The sequence below is a fragment of the Leifsonia poae genome, assembly GCF_050632195.1.
GTDB lineage: Bacteria > Actinomycetota > Actinomycetes > Actinomycetales > Microbacteriaceae > Leifsonia > Leifsonia poae_C.
Window position 1 is genome coordinate 1,595,813 of record NZ_CP192580.1, and the last position, 19,088, is coordinate 1,614,900.

General features: G+C 67.9%; 16 protein-coding genes and 1 tRNA gene. 10 read left to right on the forward strand and 7 right to left on the reverse strand.

From position 1 onward, the window contains the following. Positions 1-68 precede the first annotated feature (68 nt). Entirely contained in the window at positions 69-1,256 is a 1,188-nt protein-coding gene (locus tag ACQ86A_RS08115; protein WP_431280039.1) for an ROK family protein, read from the reverse strand. A 158-nt stretch (positions 1,257-1,414) separates the two neighbouring features. Continuing rightward, positions 1,415-2,410, reverse strand: coding sequence for an SDR family oxidoreductase (locus ACQ86A_RS08120; protein WP_431280040.1), 996 nt, complete (start codon positions 2,408-2,410; stop codon positions 1,415-1,417). A 111-nt stretch (positions 2,411-2,521) separates the two neighbouring features. Here ACQ86A_RS08120 and ACQ86A_RS08125 point away from each other — a divergent pair, with 111 nt between their 5' ends. From ACQ86A_RS08125 to msrA, 3 genes are all read left to right on the forward strand, one after another. Then, entirely contained in the window at positions 2,522-3,727 is a 1,206-nt protein-coding gene (locus ACQ86A_RS08125) for a mechanosensitive ion channel family protein (RefSeq protein ID WP_431280041.1), read from the forward strand. A 67-nt stretch (positions 3,728-3,794) separates the two neighbouring features. Beyond that, positions 3,795-4,256: a peptide-methionine (R)-S-oxide reductase MsrB gene (gene msrB / locus ACQ86A_RS08130; RefSeq protein ID WP_431280042.1), complete on the forward strand. Its 462-nt coding sequence runs from the start codon at positions 3,795-3,797 to the stop codon at positions 4,254-4,256. Beyond that, positions 4,256-4,771, forward strand: coding sequence for a peptide-methionine (S)-S-oxide reductase MsrA (msrA, locus tag ACQ86A_RS08135; RefSeq protein ID WP_431280043.1), 516 nt, complete (start codon positions 4,256-4,258; stop codon positions 4,769-4,771). The genes msrB and msrA overlap by 1 nt, the downstream gene beginning before the upstream one ends. Before the next feature lie 3 nt (positions 4,772-4,774). Here msrA and ACQ86A_RS08140 read toward each other — a convergent pair whose 3' ends face one another. From ACQ86A_RS08140 to ACQ86A_RS08150, 3 genes are all read right to left on the reverse strand, one after another. Then, positions 4,775-7,093, reverse strand: coding sequence for a transglycosylase domain-containing protein (locus ACQ86A_RS08140; RefSeq protein WP_431280044.1), 2,319 nt, complete (start codon positions 7,091-7,093; stop codon positions 4,775-4,777). 138 nt (positions 7,094-7,231) lie between these two features. Further along, positions 7,232-8,026 (reverse strand): DEAD/DEAH box helicase, encoded by a 795-nt coding sequence (locus ACQ86A_RS08145; RefSeq protein WP_431280045.1) that lies wholly within the window; start codon positions 8,024-8,026, stop codon positions 7,232-7,234. 29 nt (positions 8,027-8,055) lie between these two features. Continuing rightward, positions 8,056-10,146, reverse strand: coding sequence for a DEAD/DEAH box helicase (locus ACQ86A_RS08150; RefSeq protein ID WP_431280046.1), 2,091 nt, complete (start codon positions 10,144-10,146; stop codon positions 8,056-8,058). A gap of 119 nt (positions 10,147-10,265) precedes the next feature. Here ACQ86A_RS08150 and ACQ86A_RS08155 point away from each other — a divergent pair, with 119 nt between their 5' ends. After that, on the forward strand, positions 10,266-10,439 hold the full coding sequence (locus ACQ86A_RS08155; RefSeq protein WP_431280047.1) for a hypothetical protein: 174 nt from the start codon (positions 10,266-10,268) through the stop codon (positions 10,437-10,439). Positions 10,440-10,441: 2 nt separating this feature from the next. Here the strand turns inward: ACQ86A_RS08155 and ACQ86A_RS08160 are convergent. After that, positions 10,442-10,514: transfer RNA gene (locus ACQ86A_RS08160), tRNA-Arg, on the reverse strand. 51 nt (positions 10,515-10,565) lie between these two features. After that, positions 10,566-11,192 (reverse strand): iron ABC transporter ATP-binding protein, encoded by a 627-nt coding sequence (locus ACQ86A_RS08165; RefSeq protein ID WP_431280048.1) that lies wholly within the window; start codon positions 11,190-11,192, stop codon positions 10,566-10,568. Between the two features lie 177 nt (positions 11,193-11,369). On the opposite strand from ACQ86A_RS08165, the gene argS reads away from it, so the two are divergent. From argS to thrB, 6 genes are all read left to right on the forward strand, one after another. After that, positions 11,370-13,046 (forward strand): arginine--tRNA ligase, encoded by a 1,677-nt coding sequence (gene argS / locus ACQ86A_RS08170; RefSeq protein ID WP_431280049.1) that lies wholly within the window; start codon positions 11,370-11,372, stop codon positions 13,044-13,046. An 8-nt stretch (positions 13,047-13,054) separates the two neighbouring features. Continuing rightward, complete coding sequence (locus tag ACQ86A_RS08175; RefSeq protein ID WP_431280050.1) at positions 13,055-13,909, forward strand: LmeA family phospholipid-binding protein; 855 nt, start codon at positions 13,055-13,057, stop codon at positions 13,907-13,909. A 226-nt stretch (positions 13,910-14,135) separates the two neighbouring features. After that, positions 14,136-15,560 (forward strand): diaminopimelate decarboxylase, encoded by a 1,425-nt coding sequence (lysA, locus tag ACQ86A_RS08180; protein ID WP_431280051.1) that lies wholly within the window; start codon positions 14,136-14,138, stop codon positions 15,558-15,560. Then, complete coding sequence (locus ACQ86A_RS08185) at positions 15,557-16,909, forward strand: homoserine dehydrogenase (RefSeq protein WP_431280052.1); 1,353 nt, start codon at positions 15,557-15,559, stop codon at positions 16,907-16,909. Before lysA ends, ACQ86A_RS08185 begins: the two co-directional genes overlap by 4 nt. After that, positions 16,909-18,021 carry a threonine synthase gene (gene thrC, locus ACQ86A_RS08190; RefSeq protein WP_431280053.1) on the forward strand — a complete coding sequence of 371 codons (1,113 nt, stop codon included), beginning with the start codon at positions 16,909-16,911 and terminating at the stop codon, positions 18,019-18,021. Before ACQ86A_RS08185 ends, thrC begins: the two co-directional genes overlap by 1 nt. Further along, complete coding sequence (thrB, locus tag ACQ86A_RS08195; RefSeq protein ID WP_431280054.1) at positions 18,018-18,980, forward strand: homoserine kinase; 963 nt, start codon at positions 18,018-18,020, stop codon at positions 18,978-18,980. Before thrC ends, thrB begins: the two co-directional genes overlap by 4 nt. Positions 18,981-19,088: the final 108 nt, after the last annotated feature.

Here is a 19,088-nt window from a genome sequence, read left to right on the forward strand (position 1 = left end):
GCTTCAGGATGTGGTGGGTTGCGGGATGGTGTCGGTGCGGTGTTCGGGTGGAGCTTGCCGGTGATCCGCTAGGCGGAGATCCTCGACACTTCGGCGAAGAGCGCGGTGCGCACCTCCGCGAGCAGGTGTTCCCGGGCGCCGCGGAGCACAGGATGCTCCGGAACGCCCGTCACGACGACTTTCGACGAGCCCCACGCCTTGCGGAGCTGCTTGCCGACCAGCTCGGCCAGCCGAGCACCGCCGGCGCTCCCCGTCGGTCCGCCCAGCACGACCAGTTCCGGGTCGAGGAGCGCGAGAACGGGAACCACCCCGACGGCGACGCGCGGTGCCAGTTCCGCCAGGAGGGTCTCGCGCTCGGCGCTGGGGGCGGCCGCGATGGACTCGACGAGGGCCGCGTAAGTGCGGCCGCGCATCCCGAGCCCCCGGGCCAGGCGGGCGACGGTCGGGCCGCCGATGAGGTCTTGCAGGTCGGCGGCGGCGGGGTCGAGCTCAGCGGCGCTGCGGGGGATGGGCAGGTAGCCGATCTCGCCGGCGCCTCCGGATGCTCCGCGATGCACCGAGCCGCCCTGGTCGACCGAGAGGCCGAGGCCTTCGCCCATCCAGAGGAGCGCGAAACCGCCCGTGTCGCGGCCGGCGCCGTCGGTGCGTTCGGCGATCGCGGCCAGATTCACGTCGTTGTCGATGTGCACGGCCAGGCCGAGCGCGTCTTCGAGGTGCTTGCGGATGCCCTTCTTGGGCCAGCCGGGGAGCGTCTCGATGAAGCTGAGTTCGTCGGTTCGCGGATCGAGCGCCCCCTGCACGCCGATGCAGACGGCACTCACAGTGGCGCTGGCGATTCCGGCAGCGGCGCAGGCCGCGTCGACCGCCGTTCGCACATCCGCTTCGGGGGAGCGCTCGCGTGCCGCGCGTGCCAGGGGAGTGGTGGCGATGGGATGCTCGTGACCGCTCGCATCCACGACCGTCGACCGCATCACGTGGTAGTCGATGTCGATGGCGACACCGAGCATCCTGTCGGTGCGCACGGCGTAACTGGCCGCGTTCGGACCGCGTCCTCCAGAGACCTCGCCGACAGCGTGGATGAGCCCGGCGGTCTCGAGGCGCGACACCATCTGAGCGGCGGTCGGCTTCGAGAGTCCCGAGAGCTCGCCGATGCGGTTGCGGGTCAGGACGCCATGCTCCAGGAGGAGCGAGAGCGCTGTGCGGTCATTGGTCTCGCGAAGCCAGGAGGGGGTTCCCGGTACCGGCTTAGACGCCATGACAGCACATCCCTTCGTTGGAACAAGTGTGTGGGACGAATGTATCAGGAAAGTTTCTTATCAGTAAAGAGCCTGTTTCGGGAACGGCACCGGGCGCAACGACGACAGGGCCCCCGTGATGGGAACCCTGTCGGTGGAGAACGTTCGAAGCGGGAGGTCTACCCGAAGGCGCGCGCGTGATCGGCGAGGCGATCGAAGGCGGCGTCGAGGTCGCGGTCGACGTGCTGACGCGAGGCGTCGGCGAGATACCACTCGACGATCTCGCCGGCACCGTGCGCGAAGGGAATGCGCGCCTGGAACTCGGGGACGAGCGCCTTCACCTTGCTGTTGTCGAACACCATCGAGTTGGCTTTGTCGCCGATCAGGCCCGGGCCGAGAGACGGGACGACAGCGGCGATGGATTCGCTGGCCACGTGCACGAGGTCGGCCTCGACGCCGAGGCCCTCCGCGAGGTAGCTGTAGATCTGGTTCCACGTCGGGGCCTCGTCGGAGGTGATGTGGAACGAGTCGCCGATGGCGGCGGGCAGGCCGAGGAGGCCGACGAAGGCGACAGCGAAGTCGGTGTTGTGCGTGATCGTCCAGAGGCTCGTGCCGTCGCCGTGCACGACGACGGGCGCGCCGCGGCGCATCCGGTCGAGATCGGTCCAGCCGCCGCTCGTCGGGATCATCGTCTGGTCGTAGGTGTGCGACGGGCGCACGATCGTGATGGGGAAGCCGCGCTCGCGATACGCCTCCACGAGCAGGTCCTCGCAGGCGATCTTGTCGCGCGAGTACTGCCAGAACGGGTTGCGCAGGGGAGTCGACTCGGTGACGGGCATTCGCTGGGGCGGCGTCTGGTACGCCGACGCCGAACTGATGAAGACGTACTGTCCGACGCGTCCCTCGAAGAGCTCGAGATCGGTGCGGATGTGCTCGGGCGTGAACGCAAGGAACTCGGCGGCGACGTCGAAGCTGCGCTCGCCCAGCACCGCGTGCACGGACTGCGGGTCCCGGATGTCCGCGTGCAGCACCTCGACGCCGGCGGGAAGCGGCCGCAGGCTCGAGGTGCCCCGGTTGATCACCGTGACCTCGTGCCCCTTCTCGAGCGCCTGCGTCACACAGGCCGAGCTGATGACTCCCGTGCCGCCGATGAAGAGTGTCCGTGTCACTGCCATCCCCGCTCCTTTGCTCGTGCCTTCCGGGGTTCAGCGTAGCGAGCAGACGGGAGGGTTCGCACACGCGTACACTTCGCGGCACAGCCATCGACCCGAAGGAGTCCCTCTACTGTGTTCGTGTTGCGTTCCTGGCCCGGTTTCGCGGTGGCCTGCATCGTCGCGATTCTCGTGGCCGTCGTCATCACCGCGATCGTCAGCATCCCGTTCCGGGTGGCTGCGCGACGCCAGGAGTGGGCGAAACTGCTGATCAGGCGGGTGCGTATCCCGTTCCGCGGCTTCTTGCTCGTCGTGGTGCTCTGGATCGCGCTGACGATCTCGCTGCCGGCGGATGTGGATGAAGGATGGCGCGACAACCTGAATCACGCCTTCCTGATCGCCGCGATCACGACCGGTGTCTGGCTCGGCGCCGCACTGGCCGTGTACGTGGAAGATCTCGGGCTGGCCCGGTACCGCCTCGACGTTCCCGACAACCGCTACGCCCGCAAGGTGCGCACCCAGGTGCTGATCATCCGGCGGCTCACGGTCGTGGCCGCCGTCGTGATCGGTCTGGGCGCCGTGCTCCTGACCTTCCCCGCCCTGCAGGCCGCCGGGGCGAGCCTGCTCGCGTCCGCGGGCGTCATCGGGATCATCGCCGGTGTCGCGGCCCAGTCGTCGCTCGCCAACCTGTTCGCCGGCATCCAGATCGCGTTCAGCGACGCGATCCGCATCGACGACGCCGTCGTGGTCGAACAAGAGTGGGGCACGATCGAGGAGATCACCCTCACCTACGTGGTCGTGCACATCTGGGACGACCGGCGCCTCGTGCTCCCTTCGACATACTTCACGACCAAGCCGTTCCAGAACTGGACGAGACAGCACAGCGAACTGCTCGGCTCGGTCGAGTTCGACCTCGACTGGCGCGTCTCGCCGGGAGGGATGCGGTCGGAGTTGAACCGCATCCTGGCCGCGACAGACCTCTGGGACGGTCGGACGAGCGTGCTGCAGGTGACGGATGCGGTCGGCGGCTTCGTCCGGGTGCGCGCGCTCGTCACGGCCAAAGACGCTCCGACGCTGTTCGACCTCCGCTGCCTCGTGCGGGAGCGCCTGATCGACTGGATGCAGCGGTACAACTACGCGTCGCTGCCGCGCACCCGTGTCGAGGTGGTCGACCCGCCGCAGCAGGTGCCACCGCCCCCGCGGGCGCGTACGCAGGACGAGGGACGACTGTTCAGCGGCACCCCGGACGGCGAGCAGAGGGCCGCCCAATTCACGGAATCCATCCCCGTTCAACGCGAGGAGGACGGCGACCTGACCACGGGGTCAGAACGAGGAACTTAATCGGTCGACACCTTGTTATATCAACCAGAGTGCGTCGCAGCCAGCGGCGCCGTCCCGAGGAGGACAAGTGACTCAGGAGTATCGCAAGGACCCGCAGGCTGTCTCCAAGCTGACGCCGAGGCAGTACGAGGTCACCCAGGAGGCGGCGACAGAGCCGGCCTTCCGCAACGAGTTCTGGGACAAGAAGGACGCCGGCATCTACGTGGACATCGTGTCCGGGGAGCCGCTCTTCGCATCCGTGAACAAGTACGACAGCCGTTCGGGCTGGCCGAGCTTCACGGTCCCGATCGACCCGGCGAACATCGTCGAGAAGAAGGACCGCAGCTGGGGCATGACCCGCATAGAGGTTCGCTCGGCGAACGGTGACAGCCATCTCGGCCACCTGTTCGACGACGGCCCCGCCGAGGCCGGAGGGTTGCGCTACTGCATCAACTCCGCCGCGCTCCGTTTCATCCCGCTCGCCGGCCTCGAGTCCGAGGGCTACGGCGACTACCGCAAGCTGTTCGAGGCCGAGGAGGCAACCCGATAATGACCACCACTGAGAAGGCGATCCTCGCCGGAGGATGTTTCTGGGGCGTCGAGGACCTGGTCCGCAAGCTCCCCGGCGTCGTGGACACCCGCGTCGGATACACCGGGGGCGAGGTGGCGAACGCCACGTACCGCAACCACAAGGGGCACGCCGAGGCGCTCGAGGTGATCTTCGACCCCGAGAAGACCAGCTACCGCGATCTGCTGGAGTTCTTCTTCCAGATCCACGACCCGTCGACGAAGAACCGTCAGGGCAACGATGTCGGCACCAGCTACCGCTCGGCGATCTTCTACGAGAACGAGGAGCAGAAGCGCATCGCGGAGGACACCATCGCGGACGTCGACGCCTCCGGCCTCTGGCCGGGCAAGGTCGTCACCGAGGTCACCGCTGCCGGACCGTTCTGGGAGGCCGAGCCCGAGCACCAGGACTACCTGGAGCGCATCCCGTGGGGCTACACCTGCCACTACGTGCGTCCGGGTTGGAAGCTTCCGCACCGCGAAGAGGTAGCCGGCTAGTCGCTACTGGTTCGTTCCAGGCCCCGGCGTCGCGACCGGCGGTTCCACAGGATCCGTCGGTTGAGGCGTCGGGGTCGTCGCGTTTCCGGGATCATTCGTTGCTCCGGGGGATGGCGTCGATCCCGTGCCGTTCGACGTGCTGCCGCCGCCACCACCGCCGAGCATCGAAGAGGGCGGGGCCGTGAATTTCGCGCCGGGGAAGGCCGCATCCAGTGCACCGAGGATCGGCTTGGCGATCGAGAACTTCACGTTTCCGCCGCCGACCCCGAGGAACGTCTGCCGACGGAGGGCGACGTGTCCGGATACGTTGCCCACCCAGAGTGCGTTGGTGATCGTCGTCGACGAGGTGACGAGCCAGTTCTGCTCGGAATTGTCGGTCGTTCCGGTCTTGCCCATCAGCTGCGTGCCGTCGTGCGGGTTCGCCGTCGTCGCCGTGCCGTGCGTCATGACGCCTTGGAGCGCGTAGTTCACGCCGGCGGCGATCTCGGGGGAGATCGCCTGGGTGCACGTCGATGCGGGCACCGCGTGGTCCTTGCCGTCGGCCATCACGATCCGATCGATCGCGATAGGCGTGCACACAGTGCCGCCGTTCGCGATGCCGGCGTATGCCGTCGCCATCGTGAGCGGGGAGATCGTGTTGACGCCGAGGATCATCGATGGCAGCAGTTGCCAGGCCTCCGACGGGGAAGCCGTGTGCAAGCCCAGGCTCTTCGCGGCGTCCGAGATGTTGCAGAGGTCGAGCTGCGTGGCCATGTCGGCGAACGCCGTGTTCACCGAGTCCGCGGTCGCCTTCAGCACCGTCATCGAGCCCGACTCGTTGCTCTCGTCGTTCGTGACGTTCCAGGGCCTGCCGCCGAGGCTGGTGCAGCTGGCAGGGAAGTCGGCGTACGAATACGTGTGCTGACTTGCGTTCACCGTCTCGTTGAGGGTGTGCCCCGCCTGAAGCCATGCGACAAGGTCGAAGGCCTTGAACGACGAACCGGTCTGGAATCCGCCGGATCCGCCGTAGGCGTAGTCGGTCGAGTAATTCACCGCTGTCGTACCGGGTGACGGCGTCGAACTGTCGTTGAACGACCGGTTCTGCACCATGTTGACGATCCGCCCCGATCCTGGTTGCATCGCTACGTCGGCGGCTCCGAGATCGAGTTTCGAGCTGGTCGCGGGGATGTACTTGCTCAGCGCCGCCTGCGCGGTGTTCTGCAGGTCGAGATTCAGCGTCGTGTACACCTTCAGGCCGCCCGTGCGGAAGAAAGCGGAGCGGTCGTCGGCGCTCGCTCCGAAGGTGGGGTCGTTGAGGATCACGTTCTGCACGTAGTCGCAGAAGAAGCCGGCGTCGTACGCGGTCGCGCTCTGGCATCCGGAACTCACCGGAGTGATCGTCGGGGTGATCGGCGTCGCGACGGCCGCGGTGTACTCGGCCTGCGTGATCTTCTTCGTGGTGAGCATCCGCTTGAGCACGTAGTTGCGACGGTCGAGCGTCGCCTTGAACTTGTTGTCGGCGTTGCTGCTTGGATTGGCAGCCGCCGACTGGTCGAGCCGTAAATTCGCCGGGTTGTTCAGGATAGCCACGAGCGTGGCCGACTGCTCCAGGGTGAGCTTGTCGGCGTCGACACCGAAGTAGTAGTGCGCCGCGGCCTGGATGCCGTAGACCTGGCCGCCGAACCCGACGATGTTGAGATAGCCGACCAGGATCTGCTGCTTGCTGTATGTCTTGTCGAGGCCGATCGCGTAGCGCAGCTCCTGCACCTTGCGCGCGACGGTCGGACCGGCAGCGTCGTCATAGCACTTCTGGTACGCCGCCTGCTGCGCAGCGACCACCTTCTTGTCCGCGCTGGGATTCACCCGCATCGTGGTCTCGCAGCGCTGCACGAGCACGTTCTTCACGTACTGCTGCGTGATCGAGGAACCACCCTGAGTGTCGCCGCCGGTGGAGTTCGAGACGAGGGCTCGCACCGTCCCCGTGACGTTGATGCCGCCCTCCTGGTAGAAGTTCGGGTCCTCGGTGGCGAGCAGCGCATCCGTCAGCACCGATGGGATCTGTGCGGCGGTGACGTCGACCCGGTTCTGGTCGTAGAACGTCGCGATCGGCACCTGCTGGCCACCTTGGGTCGCGTAGAACGTGGTGGTCTGGTCGAGCGGCTGGATCTTCAGGTAGCTCGGCAGATTGTTGAACGCCGCCGCTCCCGTGTCGGCCGACAAAGACGTCATCGCGATCGACGGAGCGACGCCCGCGACCACGAGAAGGGCGGCGACCACACATCCGCCGATGAACGCCAGCCACGCCCCGAGTACCTCGGTACCCCTCGCACCGCTCCCCGCCACACGCATCCCTTCCCACGCCGAACGGCCCGGAGTTCCGGGCCACAGGGAAGTCTCGACGACCGGCCTCCGAGAACGTTAGGAGGAACATGTATGAATCAGAAGGCGGGTCTGGACGTCGACCCGTCGTGCGACCTGGTTCTACTCCTCCAGCAGGCCGCGGATGTCGTCGGCGCTCAGGGACGAACCGAACGCCGACCCGGGATCGTCCATCAGGGCGTCGAAGAGTCGGGCTTTCTGATCCTTCAGCGCCAGCACCTTCTCTTCGATGGTGTCGGTGGCGATCATCCGGTACACCATCACGTTCGAGGTCTGGCCGATGCGGTGGGCGCGATCGATGGCCTGCGTCTCGGCAGCGGGATTCCACCACGGGTCGAGCAGGAAGACGTAGTCGGCCTCGGTCAGGTTCAGTCCGAATCCGCCGGCCTTCAGGCTGATCAGGAAGACCGGGGCATCGCCCGTGCGGAACCCGTCGATCACCTCGGCGCGCCGTCGCGTCGACCCGTCGAGGGACGAATACGCGATGCCGCGCTCGTCCAGTCGGCTCTTGAGCCGGTCGAGCAGCGAGGTGAACTGGCTGAAGATCAAGGCGCGGTGGCCGCCCGCGATCACGTCGTCGAGCTCCTGGAGCAGCACATCCAGTTTCGCCGATGCGACTCCGGCGTACTGCTCGTCCACAAGCGAGGCGTCGAGGGCGAGCATCCGGAGCAGGGTCAGCGATCGGAAGACGATGAAGCGGTTGCGGTCGAGGTCTTCGACCAGCCCGAGCAACTTCTGGCGCTCGCGCTGCAGATACAGGTCGTAGAGGCGGCGGTGCCGCGGCGAGAGCTCGACCCGGAGAATCTGCTCCTGCTTCTCAGGCAGCTCAGCGGCGACGGCCTCTTTGGTGCGTCGCAGCATGAGGGGCCGGATGCGCGTGCGCAGCCGGGCGAGCACATCCGGCCGCTCGCCGGCAGCGAGCGGTTTCAGATACCGCTCCGTGAATCCGAGCCGCGGAGGCAGGAGTCCGGGGAGACGACCCGGAACAACGACCAGATGTCGAGCAGGTTGTTCTCCATCGGGGTGCCCGTGATGGCGAGTTTGAACGGAGCGTTCAGGTTCACGGCCGCCTCGTGCGCCTTCGAACTGCGGTTCTTGATTAGCTGGGCCTCGTCGAGGATCAGCCCGGCCCAGTCGACTGCCTGATAGGCGGCGAAGTCCAGCCGGAACAGGGCGTACGACGTGACGACCAGATCGGCGCCCTCAGCCAGCGCCTTCAGCTTCGCGCGACTCTTCGCCGCCGTGGCCGTGATGCCGCGCACGACCAGGTCAGGCGCGAATCGCGCGGCCTCGGACTGCCAGTTGGAGACGACGGAGGTCGGCGCGACCACGAGGAACGGTCGGCGATCGGCCGGGAGTGTGACATCCCGCGTGTGGGCGATCAGCGCGAGGGTTTGCAGCGTCTTTCCGAGACCCATGTCGTCCGCGAGGATGCCGCCCAGTCCGTGCTCCCAGAGAAAGGCCAGCCAGCGGAATCCGTCGACCTGATACGGGCGCAGGTCCGCCTGAACCGATACGGGCACCGCGAGCGCCTCGAGCGACTCACCGTCACGGATGCCGCGCAGCCCGTCGACGGTCCGTCGCCAGGCCTCCGCCTGATGCGCCTCGTCGGCGAGCTCGACGAATTCCGACCACAGCGCGGTCTGGTACCGACTGATCCGAAGCCCGCCCGGCTCCCACTCGTCGAGCTCCTGGGCCTCGTCGATCAGCCGCTTCAGTTCGTCGAAGACCGGCTGGTTGAGGGAGAGGTACGACTTGTCGACGAGCAACAGCTTCGGGCGGCCCTTCGACAACGCCGAGAACAAAGGGGTGAAGGGGATCGTGCGGCCGGCGACCGTGACCATCACGCCGAGATCGAACCAGTCGCGCTTGTCCGTCTCGACCGTGGTGACCACGAGCTTCGGGGTCTCGGTCAGCTCGCGGTACTCGGGACGCTCGCCGAACACATCGACCCGTAGGTCGGTGCGTTGCTCGAGCACGGGCAGCACCTCGGCGGCGAACTCCGCGGCTGCGACGCCCGACAGCACCGCGGTGCCCGGTTCCTCTCCCAGCGCAGCGGTGATGCCCGGGGGTACCGGATGCGCGGCGAGCGCCTCGTGCGCACCGGCCGACTCCCATCCCCAGCCGAGCTCCAGCCGATCGTTCTCGCCGAAGGTGGCGGAGAGCACGAGCAGCGGTGGAAGGATCTCGGGGAAGGCGACGGACGCATCCGTGCTCACCACGTCGATCACGCTCTGCAGTCGAGGGTAGTAGTCGCGCAGGAATTCGCCGGCCTCAGCGGCGGGCACATCGATGACGGCCGGTCCGGAGAGCAGGCGGCGCTGCTCGGTCGAGAGCGGCGCGGCCGTGCGGGCGAGCGTGAATCGTGGCTCCGGCGCGAACTCCCACACATACAACCCGTGGTCTGCCACAGCGGCCGCCCGGGTCACCGGATGCGCTCGATCGCCGACCATGGCCACGGTGCGCAGCCGCAGCGTCGCATCCCGATCGGAGCTCGCATCGACCGTGACCCGTGCGCCGTCGGCTACGGTCACATCCGTCTCCCGTTTGCCGGTCACGAAGGCGATGCCGAGCTTCTCCGCGTCGGCAAGGAGCGGCCAGAGCAGCGGAGAGGCGAACTCGTCGATGAACAGCCAATCCGCCTCGCCGGGTACATACACATCCCGCCCCGATCGGTGCAGGGCGGCGAACTGGCCGAACCAGTGATGCTGCTCGCGGCTGACGCCGAGCCGGTTGAGCAGATGGGGGAGGGTCGTCCAGGTGAGGCTGCCCCGCACCCAGTTGCCGGTCTCGCTGAGCGTCACGGGTCGCACGCCGAGGCGCAGCATTCCACGTCCGGCGTCGGCGGTCGCGGTGCGCGACTTCGGCGCATCCCATCGCCCCGATGATGCACGCGTGCGCTCCCGCAACTCGAACTGCAAGCCCATCCGAGTCGTTCCCGTCGCCGGGGCGGGAGCCGACTGCGACAAAGCAGAGACGCTCGCCTTCCACCCGGTGGTCGAGGCGGCTTCAGGCATGGGTCCACCTTCTCATGCGCGGCCGACAGCTCTGCAGGCCCGGTCGAGCCGCCGGCAAACAACGCGTCATTGTGTGCGGAGCGACGAAGCGCCAGACTCGGTCACGGAAGGGAACGCACATGGACGATCTCACTGGAAGCGCCGGGGAACGAACTCGGCAGCTGATCCGACTCGAATCCGAAGCCCTGCTCGAGGCGGAGTGGCTGAGACGCCAGCTCGCCCTCGTTCTCGACGCGTGGGCCGCCGACGAGAAGACACTCGATGTCGAGGCCGAGGGGCGCGAAGACTTCTGAGGTGCCCCCAGCAGGATTTGAACCTGCGGCCTTCTGCTCCGGAGGCAGACGCTCTATCCCCTGAGCTATGGGGGCCAGGAGTGCCCGTCAAGGCTAGCATCCCCGACGGGTGTCGTTGTGACGCCGTCAGCCCTGGGGCAGGTTCGACAGCACGTCTTCCATGAGCGGAGCGGCGTCGCCCGGCTCGAAGAAGGCCGTCGATGTCGCGACGACCCAGTACTTCCCGGTGAAGATCTGCACCTCGCCGGCGGTTCCGGGCTTGAAGTACCCCTCCACCTGCGGAGGCACTCCGTAGGTGGGGACGGGCTGGCTCGTGGTGACCGCCGCGTTCTTCAGGCCCTCCATGGCGCTCGCCGGCGGCTGCCCGACGGCGACCTCGATCAGCTCATTGCTGGTCTGGTTCATCCGCCCGCAGGCGACGCCCTTCCAGTCCGCGATCTGCTTCTCCAGCGACCCTGATTTCGGCGCATAGTCGGGAGCGACGCCCACATTCGGGTTGTATGCATAGACCTGGTCCGGGGTGAGGATCTGGTCGCACGTCAGGGTGACCGGTGTGGGCGGGTCGCTCGGCGTGGGGGTCGCCGTTGGCTCGGCCGCGGCGTCCGCGGTCTTGGTCGGCGACGGTGTGGCGGAATTCGCCGCCTTGCCGCCGTCCGCGCAGCCGCTGAGTACCAGTCCGGCGACGAGCACGGCACTGAGAGCGGCACCGGCTCGAAGGGATACGGTGCGACGGATGCGGGATGATGCGACCATGGCGGCTTATTCCTCTTGGTGCTGTGGGCGGATACGCGAAGCGAACGAGAGCGCCTCGGCGCGCGTCGCGTTGACTGTATCAAAGCGACGTGGATCGCATCCGTGCCCCCGATGCCTTCGTTGGTGCAATCGATGCCTGACACCTCCCCATTCGTGTCCCCGGTAGAATCGTTGATCGTGACTCCTGCTGACCTCTCCGCCGCCCTGCTCGATATCGTGACGTCGATCGTCGACCGGCGTCGCGCGGCGAACGCCGACCTGGGCGAGGTCACCGTCACCATCGACGACGTTCCGCTCGAGCGCCCCAAGAACCGCGAACACGGCGATTGGGCCTCCAACGTGGCCATGCGGCTGGCGAAGCGCATCGACGCCAACCCCCGCGAGCTTGCGGCCGAGATCGCCGAGGCGGCGGCCTCGATCGACGGTGTCGCGTCGAGCGAGGTCGCCGGTCCCGGCTTCATCAACTTCCGTCTCGACGCGGCTGCTGCCGGCCTCCTCGCGAAGACGATCGTGGACGCAGGCGATGCGTACGGCGACGGGCACCTCTACGACGGCCTCACCGTGAACCTCGAGTTCGTCTCGGCGAACCCCACCGGCCCGATCCACATGGGCGGCGTGCGCTGGGCCGCCGTGGGCGACAGTCTCGCGCGCATCCTGCAGGCCGAGGGCGCCGAGGTGACGCGGGAGTACTACTTCAACGATCACGGTTCGCAGATCGATCGCTTCGCGCGGAGTCTGCTCGCCGCGCACCTGGGTGAGCCCACTCCGGAAGACGGGTACGGCGGCGCATACATCGGCGAGATCGCCGACCAGGTGGTCGCGGCGTACGACGGCGACCTCGCCGAGCTGCCGCGCGACAAGCAGCAGGAGGTGTTCCGCTCGATCGGGACCGAGCTGATGTTCGCGGAGATCAAGGCGAAGCTCCACAGCTTCGGCGTCGACTTCGACGTGTACTTCCACGAGGACTCGCTGCACGAGTCCGGCGCCGTCGAGCGCGCCATCGAGCGGCTGCGCGAGCAGGGCCACATCTTCGAGGAGGACGGCGCGATCTGGCTGCGCACCACTACCTTCGGCGACGACCGCGACCGCGTCATCATCCGCAGCAACGGCGAGCCGGCGTACATCTCGGGTGACCTCGGCTACTACCTCAACAAGCGCGAACGTGGTTTCGAGCAGAACCTGATCATGCTGGGCGCCGACCACCACGGCTACGTCGGCCGTCTGATGGCCGCGGTCGAGGCGTTCGGGGACGTGCCGAACGTCAACTTGCAGATCCTCATCGGTCAGATGGTCAACCTGGTCCGCGACGGACAGCCGGTCAAGATGTCGAAACGCGCCGGCACGATCGTCACCCTCGACGACCTGGTCGACGCCGTCGGCGTGGACGCGGGGCGTTACGCCCTCGTGCGCTCGTCCAGCGACTCGCAGCTCGACATCGACCTCGACCTGCTGAGCAAGCGCAGCAACGAGAACCCCGTGTACTACGTGCAGTATGCGCACGCCCGCACCCGTTCCGTCGAGACGAACGCGGCTGCTGCCGGCGTCGACCGCAGCGCCTTCGCGCCCGAGCTGCTCACCCACGAGAGCGAGTCCGCGCTGCTCGGCGGGCTCCAGGAGTTCCCGCGGGTCGTCGCCCAGGCGGCCGAACTGCGCGAACCGCACCGCGTCGCTCGCTACCTCGAGGAGATCGCCGGGCTCTACCACACCTGGTACGCCGCGACCCGGGTGATCCCCCTCGGCGAGGAGCCGATCACCGACCTGCACCGTACGCGCCTCTGGTTGAACGATGCGACCGGTCAGGTCATCCGCAACGGGCTCGGTCTCCTCGGGGTATCGGCTCCCGACCGGATGTGAGGTGACGCATGAGCGACACGCAACCGACCGAACCGCTGAACACCGGCCTTCCTGAGCCCGAGCAGCCGCCCGCGGGTGCGCCCGAGCCACCGCATCCGGGCGGGGATACGGTCGCGCAGCCTCGCGCCAAGCGTCGCTGGCTGCGCATCCTGCTCTGGGTGCTCATCCCGATCGTCGCGCTCGTCGCCCTGTTCTTCGTCGCAGACGGGATCGCGCGAGCATACGCGCAGGATCGCGTCGCCTCCGAGATCGAGAAGGGTTTTCCGGACACCGTCTCGGGCGACGTCTCGGTCAGCATCGGCGGTGCCTCCGTGATCCAGCAGTACCTGAGCGGCTCGTTCGACAGGGTGGAGCTGGATGCGCCGAAACTGATGGTGCAGGGCGCGCCGATCAGCGCATCCGTCGTCGCCACGGGTGTGCCGACCGACTTCTCGAAGCCGGTCGCGAACCTCGACGGCACCCTCGGGGTCTCGCAGGACTCACTGAACAAGCTGGTGTCGATCCCGGGCATCACCGGCGACCTCAAGCTCGGCGACGACGTCGTCACCTATGACGGCACGGCCGACATCCTCGGACTGCCGATCGGGTACCAGGTGAGCGTCAGTCCGGAGGCGGCGGGCAAGACCGTGCTGCTTCAGCCGGTCGACGCCAAGGTCACCGCCGGATCGGGCGCCATCGACCTCTCGACGCTCGTGAAGGCGCTGACCGACCGCGGCCCCATCCCCGTGTGCGTCGCGCAGTACCTTCCGGAGGGTGTTCAGGTGAACGAGATCACCGTCACGCCCGGTCATGCCACCGTGCAGCTCTCCGCCGAGGACTTCGTGCTGGACGACAAGACGCTCCAGAGCAAGGGAAGCTGCTAGCGCGTCGAGTCGCGCGCCCGGCGGATGCGCGCCCGGCGGATGCGCGCCCGGCGGATGCCCTCCGGCGGCCGGCGTAACGAAGTCGAGCGGCCCTGCGCATCCTGGATAGAATCGCCATACCGCGCGCCTTGCCGCGTGCGCCGTTTTCTCTGTCGGCTTCAGGGGCCAATCCGGGTCCGCTCGCCCCGAGAGACCCCCACTCGTCTGATCCCGTGAGGTTTTCGCCGTGGCCACTCCCGCCAATCCGCTTGCCCCCGACTGGTTGCGCGAGCCCGCAGACGCCAACGAGCTGCATCCTGGCCTCTGGTCACGAACGGTCGACCGCATCGACGGCCGGCTCGTCGTCGGCGGCGTCTCGGCCGACGATCTCGCCGCGCGGTTCGGCACCCCTCTCTATGTGGTCGACGAGACGGAAGCGCGACAGCGCGCGGCCGAGGTGCGCGCTGCGTTCGCGGACGCCTTCGCCCGAGTGGGATCGAACGCCAAGGTCTACTACGCGGGTAAAGCGTTCCTCAGCATCGAGATCGCGCGCTGGATGGTCGACGCCGGCCTCAACATCGATGTCTGCAGCGGCGGCGAGCTCGCGGTGGCGGTGGCGGCCGACGTCGATCCCGCTCGGATCGGGTTCCACGGCAACAACAAGTCGCTCGCCGAGATCGACCGGGCTGTCGCGCTCGAGGTCGGCACGATCATCCTCGACAGCGTTCAGGAGATCGAGCGCGTCGCCGAGGCCGCGGCTCGGCACGGGCGCACCCAGCGCGTGCGGCTCCGGGTCAACAGCGGCGTCCACGCCCACACCCACGCCTTTCTCGCCACGGCCCACGAAGACCAGAAGTTCGGCATCACGCTGACGGACACCCCGGCGGCGGTCGCGCGCATCCGGGAGTTGGACGGTCTCGACTTCCTCGGACTGCACTGTCACATCGGGTCGCAGATCTTCGGGGCCGACGGCTTCGCCGAGTCGGCCGCGCGGTTGCTCTCCGTGCACAAGCAGCTTCTCGACGACGGTCCGGTGCCCGAGCTCAACCTCGGCGGTGGTTTCGGGATCGCGTACACGGCCGCCGACGACCCGTCTCCGATCGACGAGCTGGCGACCCGCATCGCCGAGACCGTGGCTTCAGGATGCGCCGAGCTCGGCATCCCGATCCCCGTCGTCGCCTTCGAGCCCGGCCGGTCGATCATCGGCACCGCAGGCCTCACCCTCTACACGGTCGGCACCACGAAAGACGTCACGGTCAGCTACCAGGACGACGGCGAGACCGCTGTGCGGCGCTACGTCAGCGTCGACGGCGGCATGAGCGACAACGCACGGCCTGCGCTCTACGGCGCCGACTACTCCGTGCGGATCGCCAACCGGGCGACGGATGCGGCTCCCGCGCTCGTACGCGTCGCCGGCAAGCACTGCGAGAGCGGCGACATCGTCGTCGACGCCGACTACCTGCCGAACGATGTGGCTCCCGGCGACCTTCTGGCCGTGGCCGCGACCGGCGCGTACTGCTGGTCGCTGTCGAGCAACTACAACTACGTCGGCCGCCCCGCGGTGGTCGCCGTGCGCGACGGAGAGGCGCGGGTGATCGTGCGCGGCGAGACCGAAGCCGATCTGCTCGCGCGCGATGCCGCTTACGCCGTGAACAAGGAAGACATCGCATGATCGAATACCGCAGCCTCCGTGTCGCCCTGCTGGGCGCTGGATCCGTCGGCGCCCAGGTGGCTCGTCTCCTGCTCGAAGAGGGGGAGGAGCTCGCGTCACGCGTGGGAGCCAACCTCGAGCTCGTCGGAATCGCCGTTCGCGACGTCGATGCCGACCGTGATGTCGAGCTTCCGCCCCACCTCTTCACGACGGATGCGTCATCGCTGATCCTCGGCGCCGACATCGTCGTCGAGTTGATGGGCGGCATCGAGCCCGCCCGCGGCTACGTGCTCCAGGCGCTCAACTCCGGAGCCGATGTCATCACCGCCAACAAGGCGCTGATGGCCACCCACGGCCCTGAGCTGTTCGAGGCAGCGGAGCAGGTGGGAGCGCAGCTCTACTACGAGGCGGCCGTCGGCGGGGCGATCCCGATCATCCGGCCGCTTCGCGACAGCCTCGCGGGAGACAAGGTCAACCGCATCCTCGGCATCGTCAACGGAACCACGAACTTCGTGCTCGATCGCATGGACGTGAACGGCGAGACGCTTCAGGATGCGCTGGCGACGGCCACAGACCGCGGCTACGCCGAGGCGGACCCGACCGCGGACATCGGCGGATACGACGCCGCGCAGAAGGCTGCGATCCTCGCCAGCCTCGCCTTCCACACGACGGTCCCTCTGGAGTCGGTGTACCGCGAGGGGATCACGAGCGTCAGCAAGGTGCAGGTCGACGCGGCTCGCGAGAACGGTTCCGTCATCAAGCTCCTCGCCATCTGCGAGCGCCTCACCGATCCGGAGACCGGGCAGGAGGGCGTCTCGGCGCGGGTCTATCCGGCGCTCATCCGTCGCGACCACCCGCTCGCGGCCGTGCACGGCGCGCACAACGCGGTGTTCGTGCAGGCCGCCGCAGCCGGCGACTTGATGTTCTACGGCGCGGGCGCCGGGGGAGTGGAGACGGCATCGGCTGTTCTCGGCGACCTCGTCTCGGCCGCGCGGCGGCACGTCGTCGGAGGTCCCGGCGTCGCCGAGTCCACGCACGCCCAGCTTCCTGTGCTCGAGGTGGGGCGCGTCGTCACGAAGTACCAGATCACGATGGATGTGGCCGACCAGCCGGGCGTGCTCGCCGCGGTCGCGCGCATCCTGAGCGACGGCGGGGTCAGCGTCGAGACCGTGCAGCAGTCGATCGGTACGGCGACCGGAATGATTACGCTGCCGGTCGCGGCCGGTCATTCCGACGCACCGCCCACCGCTACCCTGGTTATCGGAACCCACGAAGCCGAGGAGGCCGCGTTGGCGGCCACCGTCGAGTCGTTGGCAGCCAGCGATGTCGTGAAAGCAATCTCATCCGTTCTCCGAGTCGAAGGATCGTAATGCCCCAGAAGCCGAACAGTCGCCAGTGGCGGGGAGTGCTCCGCGAGTACGCGGACCGCCTCAACATCAGTGACGCGACGCCGATCGTGACGCTCGGCGAGGGCGGAACGCCCCTGCTGCCGGCCCCCGCCCTCTCCGCCCGCACCGGAGCGAACGTCTTCGTGAAGTTCGAGGGAATGAACCCGACCGGTTCGTTCAAGGACCGCGGCATGACGATGGCGATCTCGAAGGCCGTCGAGCACGGCGCCAAGGCCGTCATCTGCGCCTCGACCGGAAACACCTCCGCGTCGGCGGCGGCATACGCCACGCACGCGGGCATCCAGGCGGTCGTGCTGGTTCCCGAGGGCAAGATCGCTCTGGGCAAGCTCAGCCAGGCGATCGCGCACAACGCGCAGCTGCTGCAGGTGCAGGGCAACTTCGACGACTGTCTCGAGATCGCCCGCGACCTCGCGACGCACTACCCGGTCCACCTGGTCAACTCCGTCAACCCCGACCGCATCGAGGGTCAGAAGACGGCCGCGTTCGAGGTCGTCGAGGTGCTCGGGGATGCGCCGGACTTCCACATCGTCCCCGTCGGCAACGCGGGCAACTACACCGCCTACCACCGCGGATACACCGAGGAGCTGCAGCGCGGCGAGGCCACGAAGCTTCCCCGGATGTTCGGCTTCCAGGCTGCAGGCAGCGCTCCCATCGTGCTCGGTCACCCCGTGAAGGACCCGGAGACGGTCGCCTCGGCTATCCGCATCGGGAACCCCGCGTCGTGGGAGCTCGCGCTCAACGCGCGCGACGACAGCGACGGCTACTTCGGCGCCATCGAAGACGCCGCGATCCTCGAGGCCCAGCGCATCCTGTCGGCCGAGGTCGGCATCTTCGTCGAGCCGGCGTCGGCGATCAGCGTCGCCGGTCTGCTCGAGCGATCCGCCGCCGGAGTCATCCCCGCCGGTGCGACCGTCGTGCTCACGGTCACCGGTCACGGTCTGAAGGACCCGCAGTGGGCCCTGCGCACGGCCGATGGCTCCGACGTGCAGCCGACCGTGGTGCCCGTCGACACCGCGACGATCGCCGATGTCCTCGGTCTGGAGGCCACCGAGCCCGTCGGAGTCGAGGCGTGACCTTCTCCGCCGGCGACCTGCGCGGACGCGCGGTCACGGTCAAAGTCCCGGCGACGAGCGCCAACCTCGGGCCCGGTTTCGACACGCTCGGTCTCGCGCTCGCCCAGTACGACGAGCTGAGCGTGCGTGTTCGCGACGAGCCGGGAGCGACCGTCGAGGTCATCGGGGTCGGCGCCGGCGAGGTGCCGACCGACGAGACCAACCTCGTCGTGCGGGCGATCGCGCACACCTTCTCGGCTGTCGGCCACCCGATGCCCGGTCTCGACCTCGTCGCCCGCAACAGCATCCCGCACGGCCGAGGGATGGGGTCCTCCGGCGCCGCGATCGTGTCCGGCATCATGGCGGCCAAGGGACTGCTCGAGGGCATCGTCGACATCGACGCTCAGGGCCTGCTCGCCCTCGCCAACGACATGGAAGGCCACCCCGACAACGTGGCACCCGCCCTGTTCGGCGGCCTCACCATCGCCTGGGTGACGCCCGAGGGCCCCCGCTTCAAGAAGTTGATCGTGCACCGCGGCGTCTCACCGCTCGTGCTCGTGCCGGAGCACGTCATGTCGACGGCTCTCGCCCGTAGCCTGCAACCCGACTCCGTGCCCCACGAGGACGCGGTGTTCAACCTCTCCCGCTCGGCCCTGCTGGTCGCGGCTCTCATCCAGAGCCCCGAACTGCTGCTCGCCGCCACCGAGGACAAGCTCCACCAGAGCTACCGCGCCTCGGCGATGCCCGAGACCGACCGACTGATCACGCTCCTGCGGGACAACGGATTCGCGGCGGTCGTCTCCGGAGCGGGCCCGTCCATCCTGGTGCTGTGCAACGATCCGAGCCAGCGTCTCGCTGCGGCGGAGCTCGTCGCGCAGAAGGCGGAGACGCGATGGCAGCCGCTGATGCTCGCCGTCGACTTCAAGGGTGCGACGGTGACTCCGCAAGCGGAGATCCAGTCGGACACACCCGCCGCCTAGCGTCAAGAACGCGCTGATAAAGGTGGTAAACTGTGCCTGCACCCGCAAGAACCGCGTCACGAGCGAATCTGATCTTCGGGTGATTTCCAGCAATCATGCCGTCATTCC

What these genes read in the sequence shown, in the direction of transcription:
- ACQ86A_RS08115 (WP_431280039.1), bottom strand. Translation starts at nt 1,256, where the DNA reads ATGGCGTCTAAGCCGGTACCGGGAACCCCCTCCTGGCTTCGCGAGACC.
- ACQ86A_RS08120 (WP_431280040.1), bottom strand. Translation starts at nt 2,410, where the DNA reads ATGGCAGTGACACGGACACTCTTCATCGGCGGCACGGGAGTCATCAGC.
- msrA (WP_431280043.1), top strand. Translation starts at nt 4,256, where the DNA reads ATGACCACCACTGAGAAGGCGATCCTCGCCGGAGGATGTTTCTGGGGC.
- ACQ86A_RS08150 (WP_431280046.1), bottom strand. Translation starts at nt 10,146, where the DNA reads ATGCCTGAAGCCGCCTCGACCACCGGGTGGAAGGCGAGCGTCTCTGCT.
- ACQ86A_RS08155 (WP_431280047.1), top strand. Translation starts at nt 10,266, where the DNA reads ATGGACGATCTCACTGGAAGCGCCGGGGAACGAACTCGGCAGCTGATC.
- ACQ86A_RS08165 (WP_431280048.1), bottom strand. Translation starts at nt 11,192, where the DNA reads ATGGTCGCATCATCCCGCATCCGTCGCACCGTATCCCTTCGAGCCGGT.
- ACQ86A_RS08175 (WP_431280050.1), top strand. Translation starts at nt 13,055, where the DNA reads ATGAGCGACACGCAACCGACCGAACCGCTGAACACCGGCCTTCCTGAG.
- ACQ86A_RS08185 (WP_431280052.1), top strand. Translation starts at nt 15,557, where the DNA reads ATGATCGAATACCGCAGCCTCCGTGTCGCCCTGCTGGGCGCTGGATCC.
- thrC (WP_431280053.1), top strand. Translation starts at nt 16,909, where the DNA reads ATGCCCCAGAAGCCGAACAGTCGCCAGTGGCGGGGAGTGCTCCGCGAG.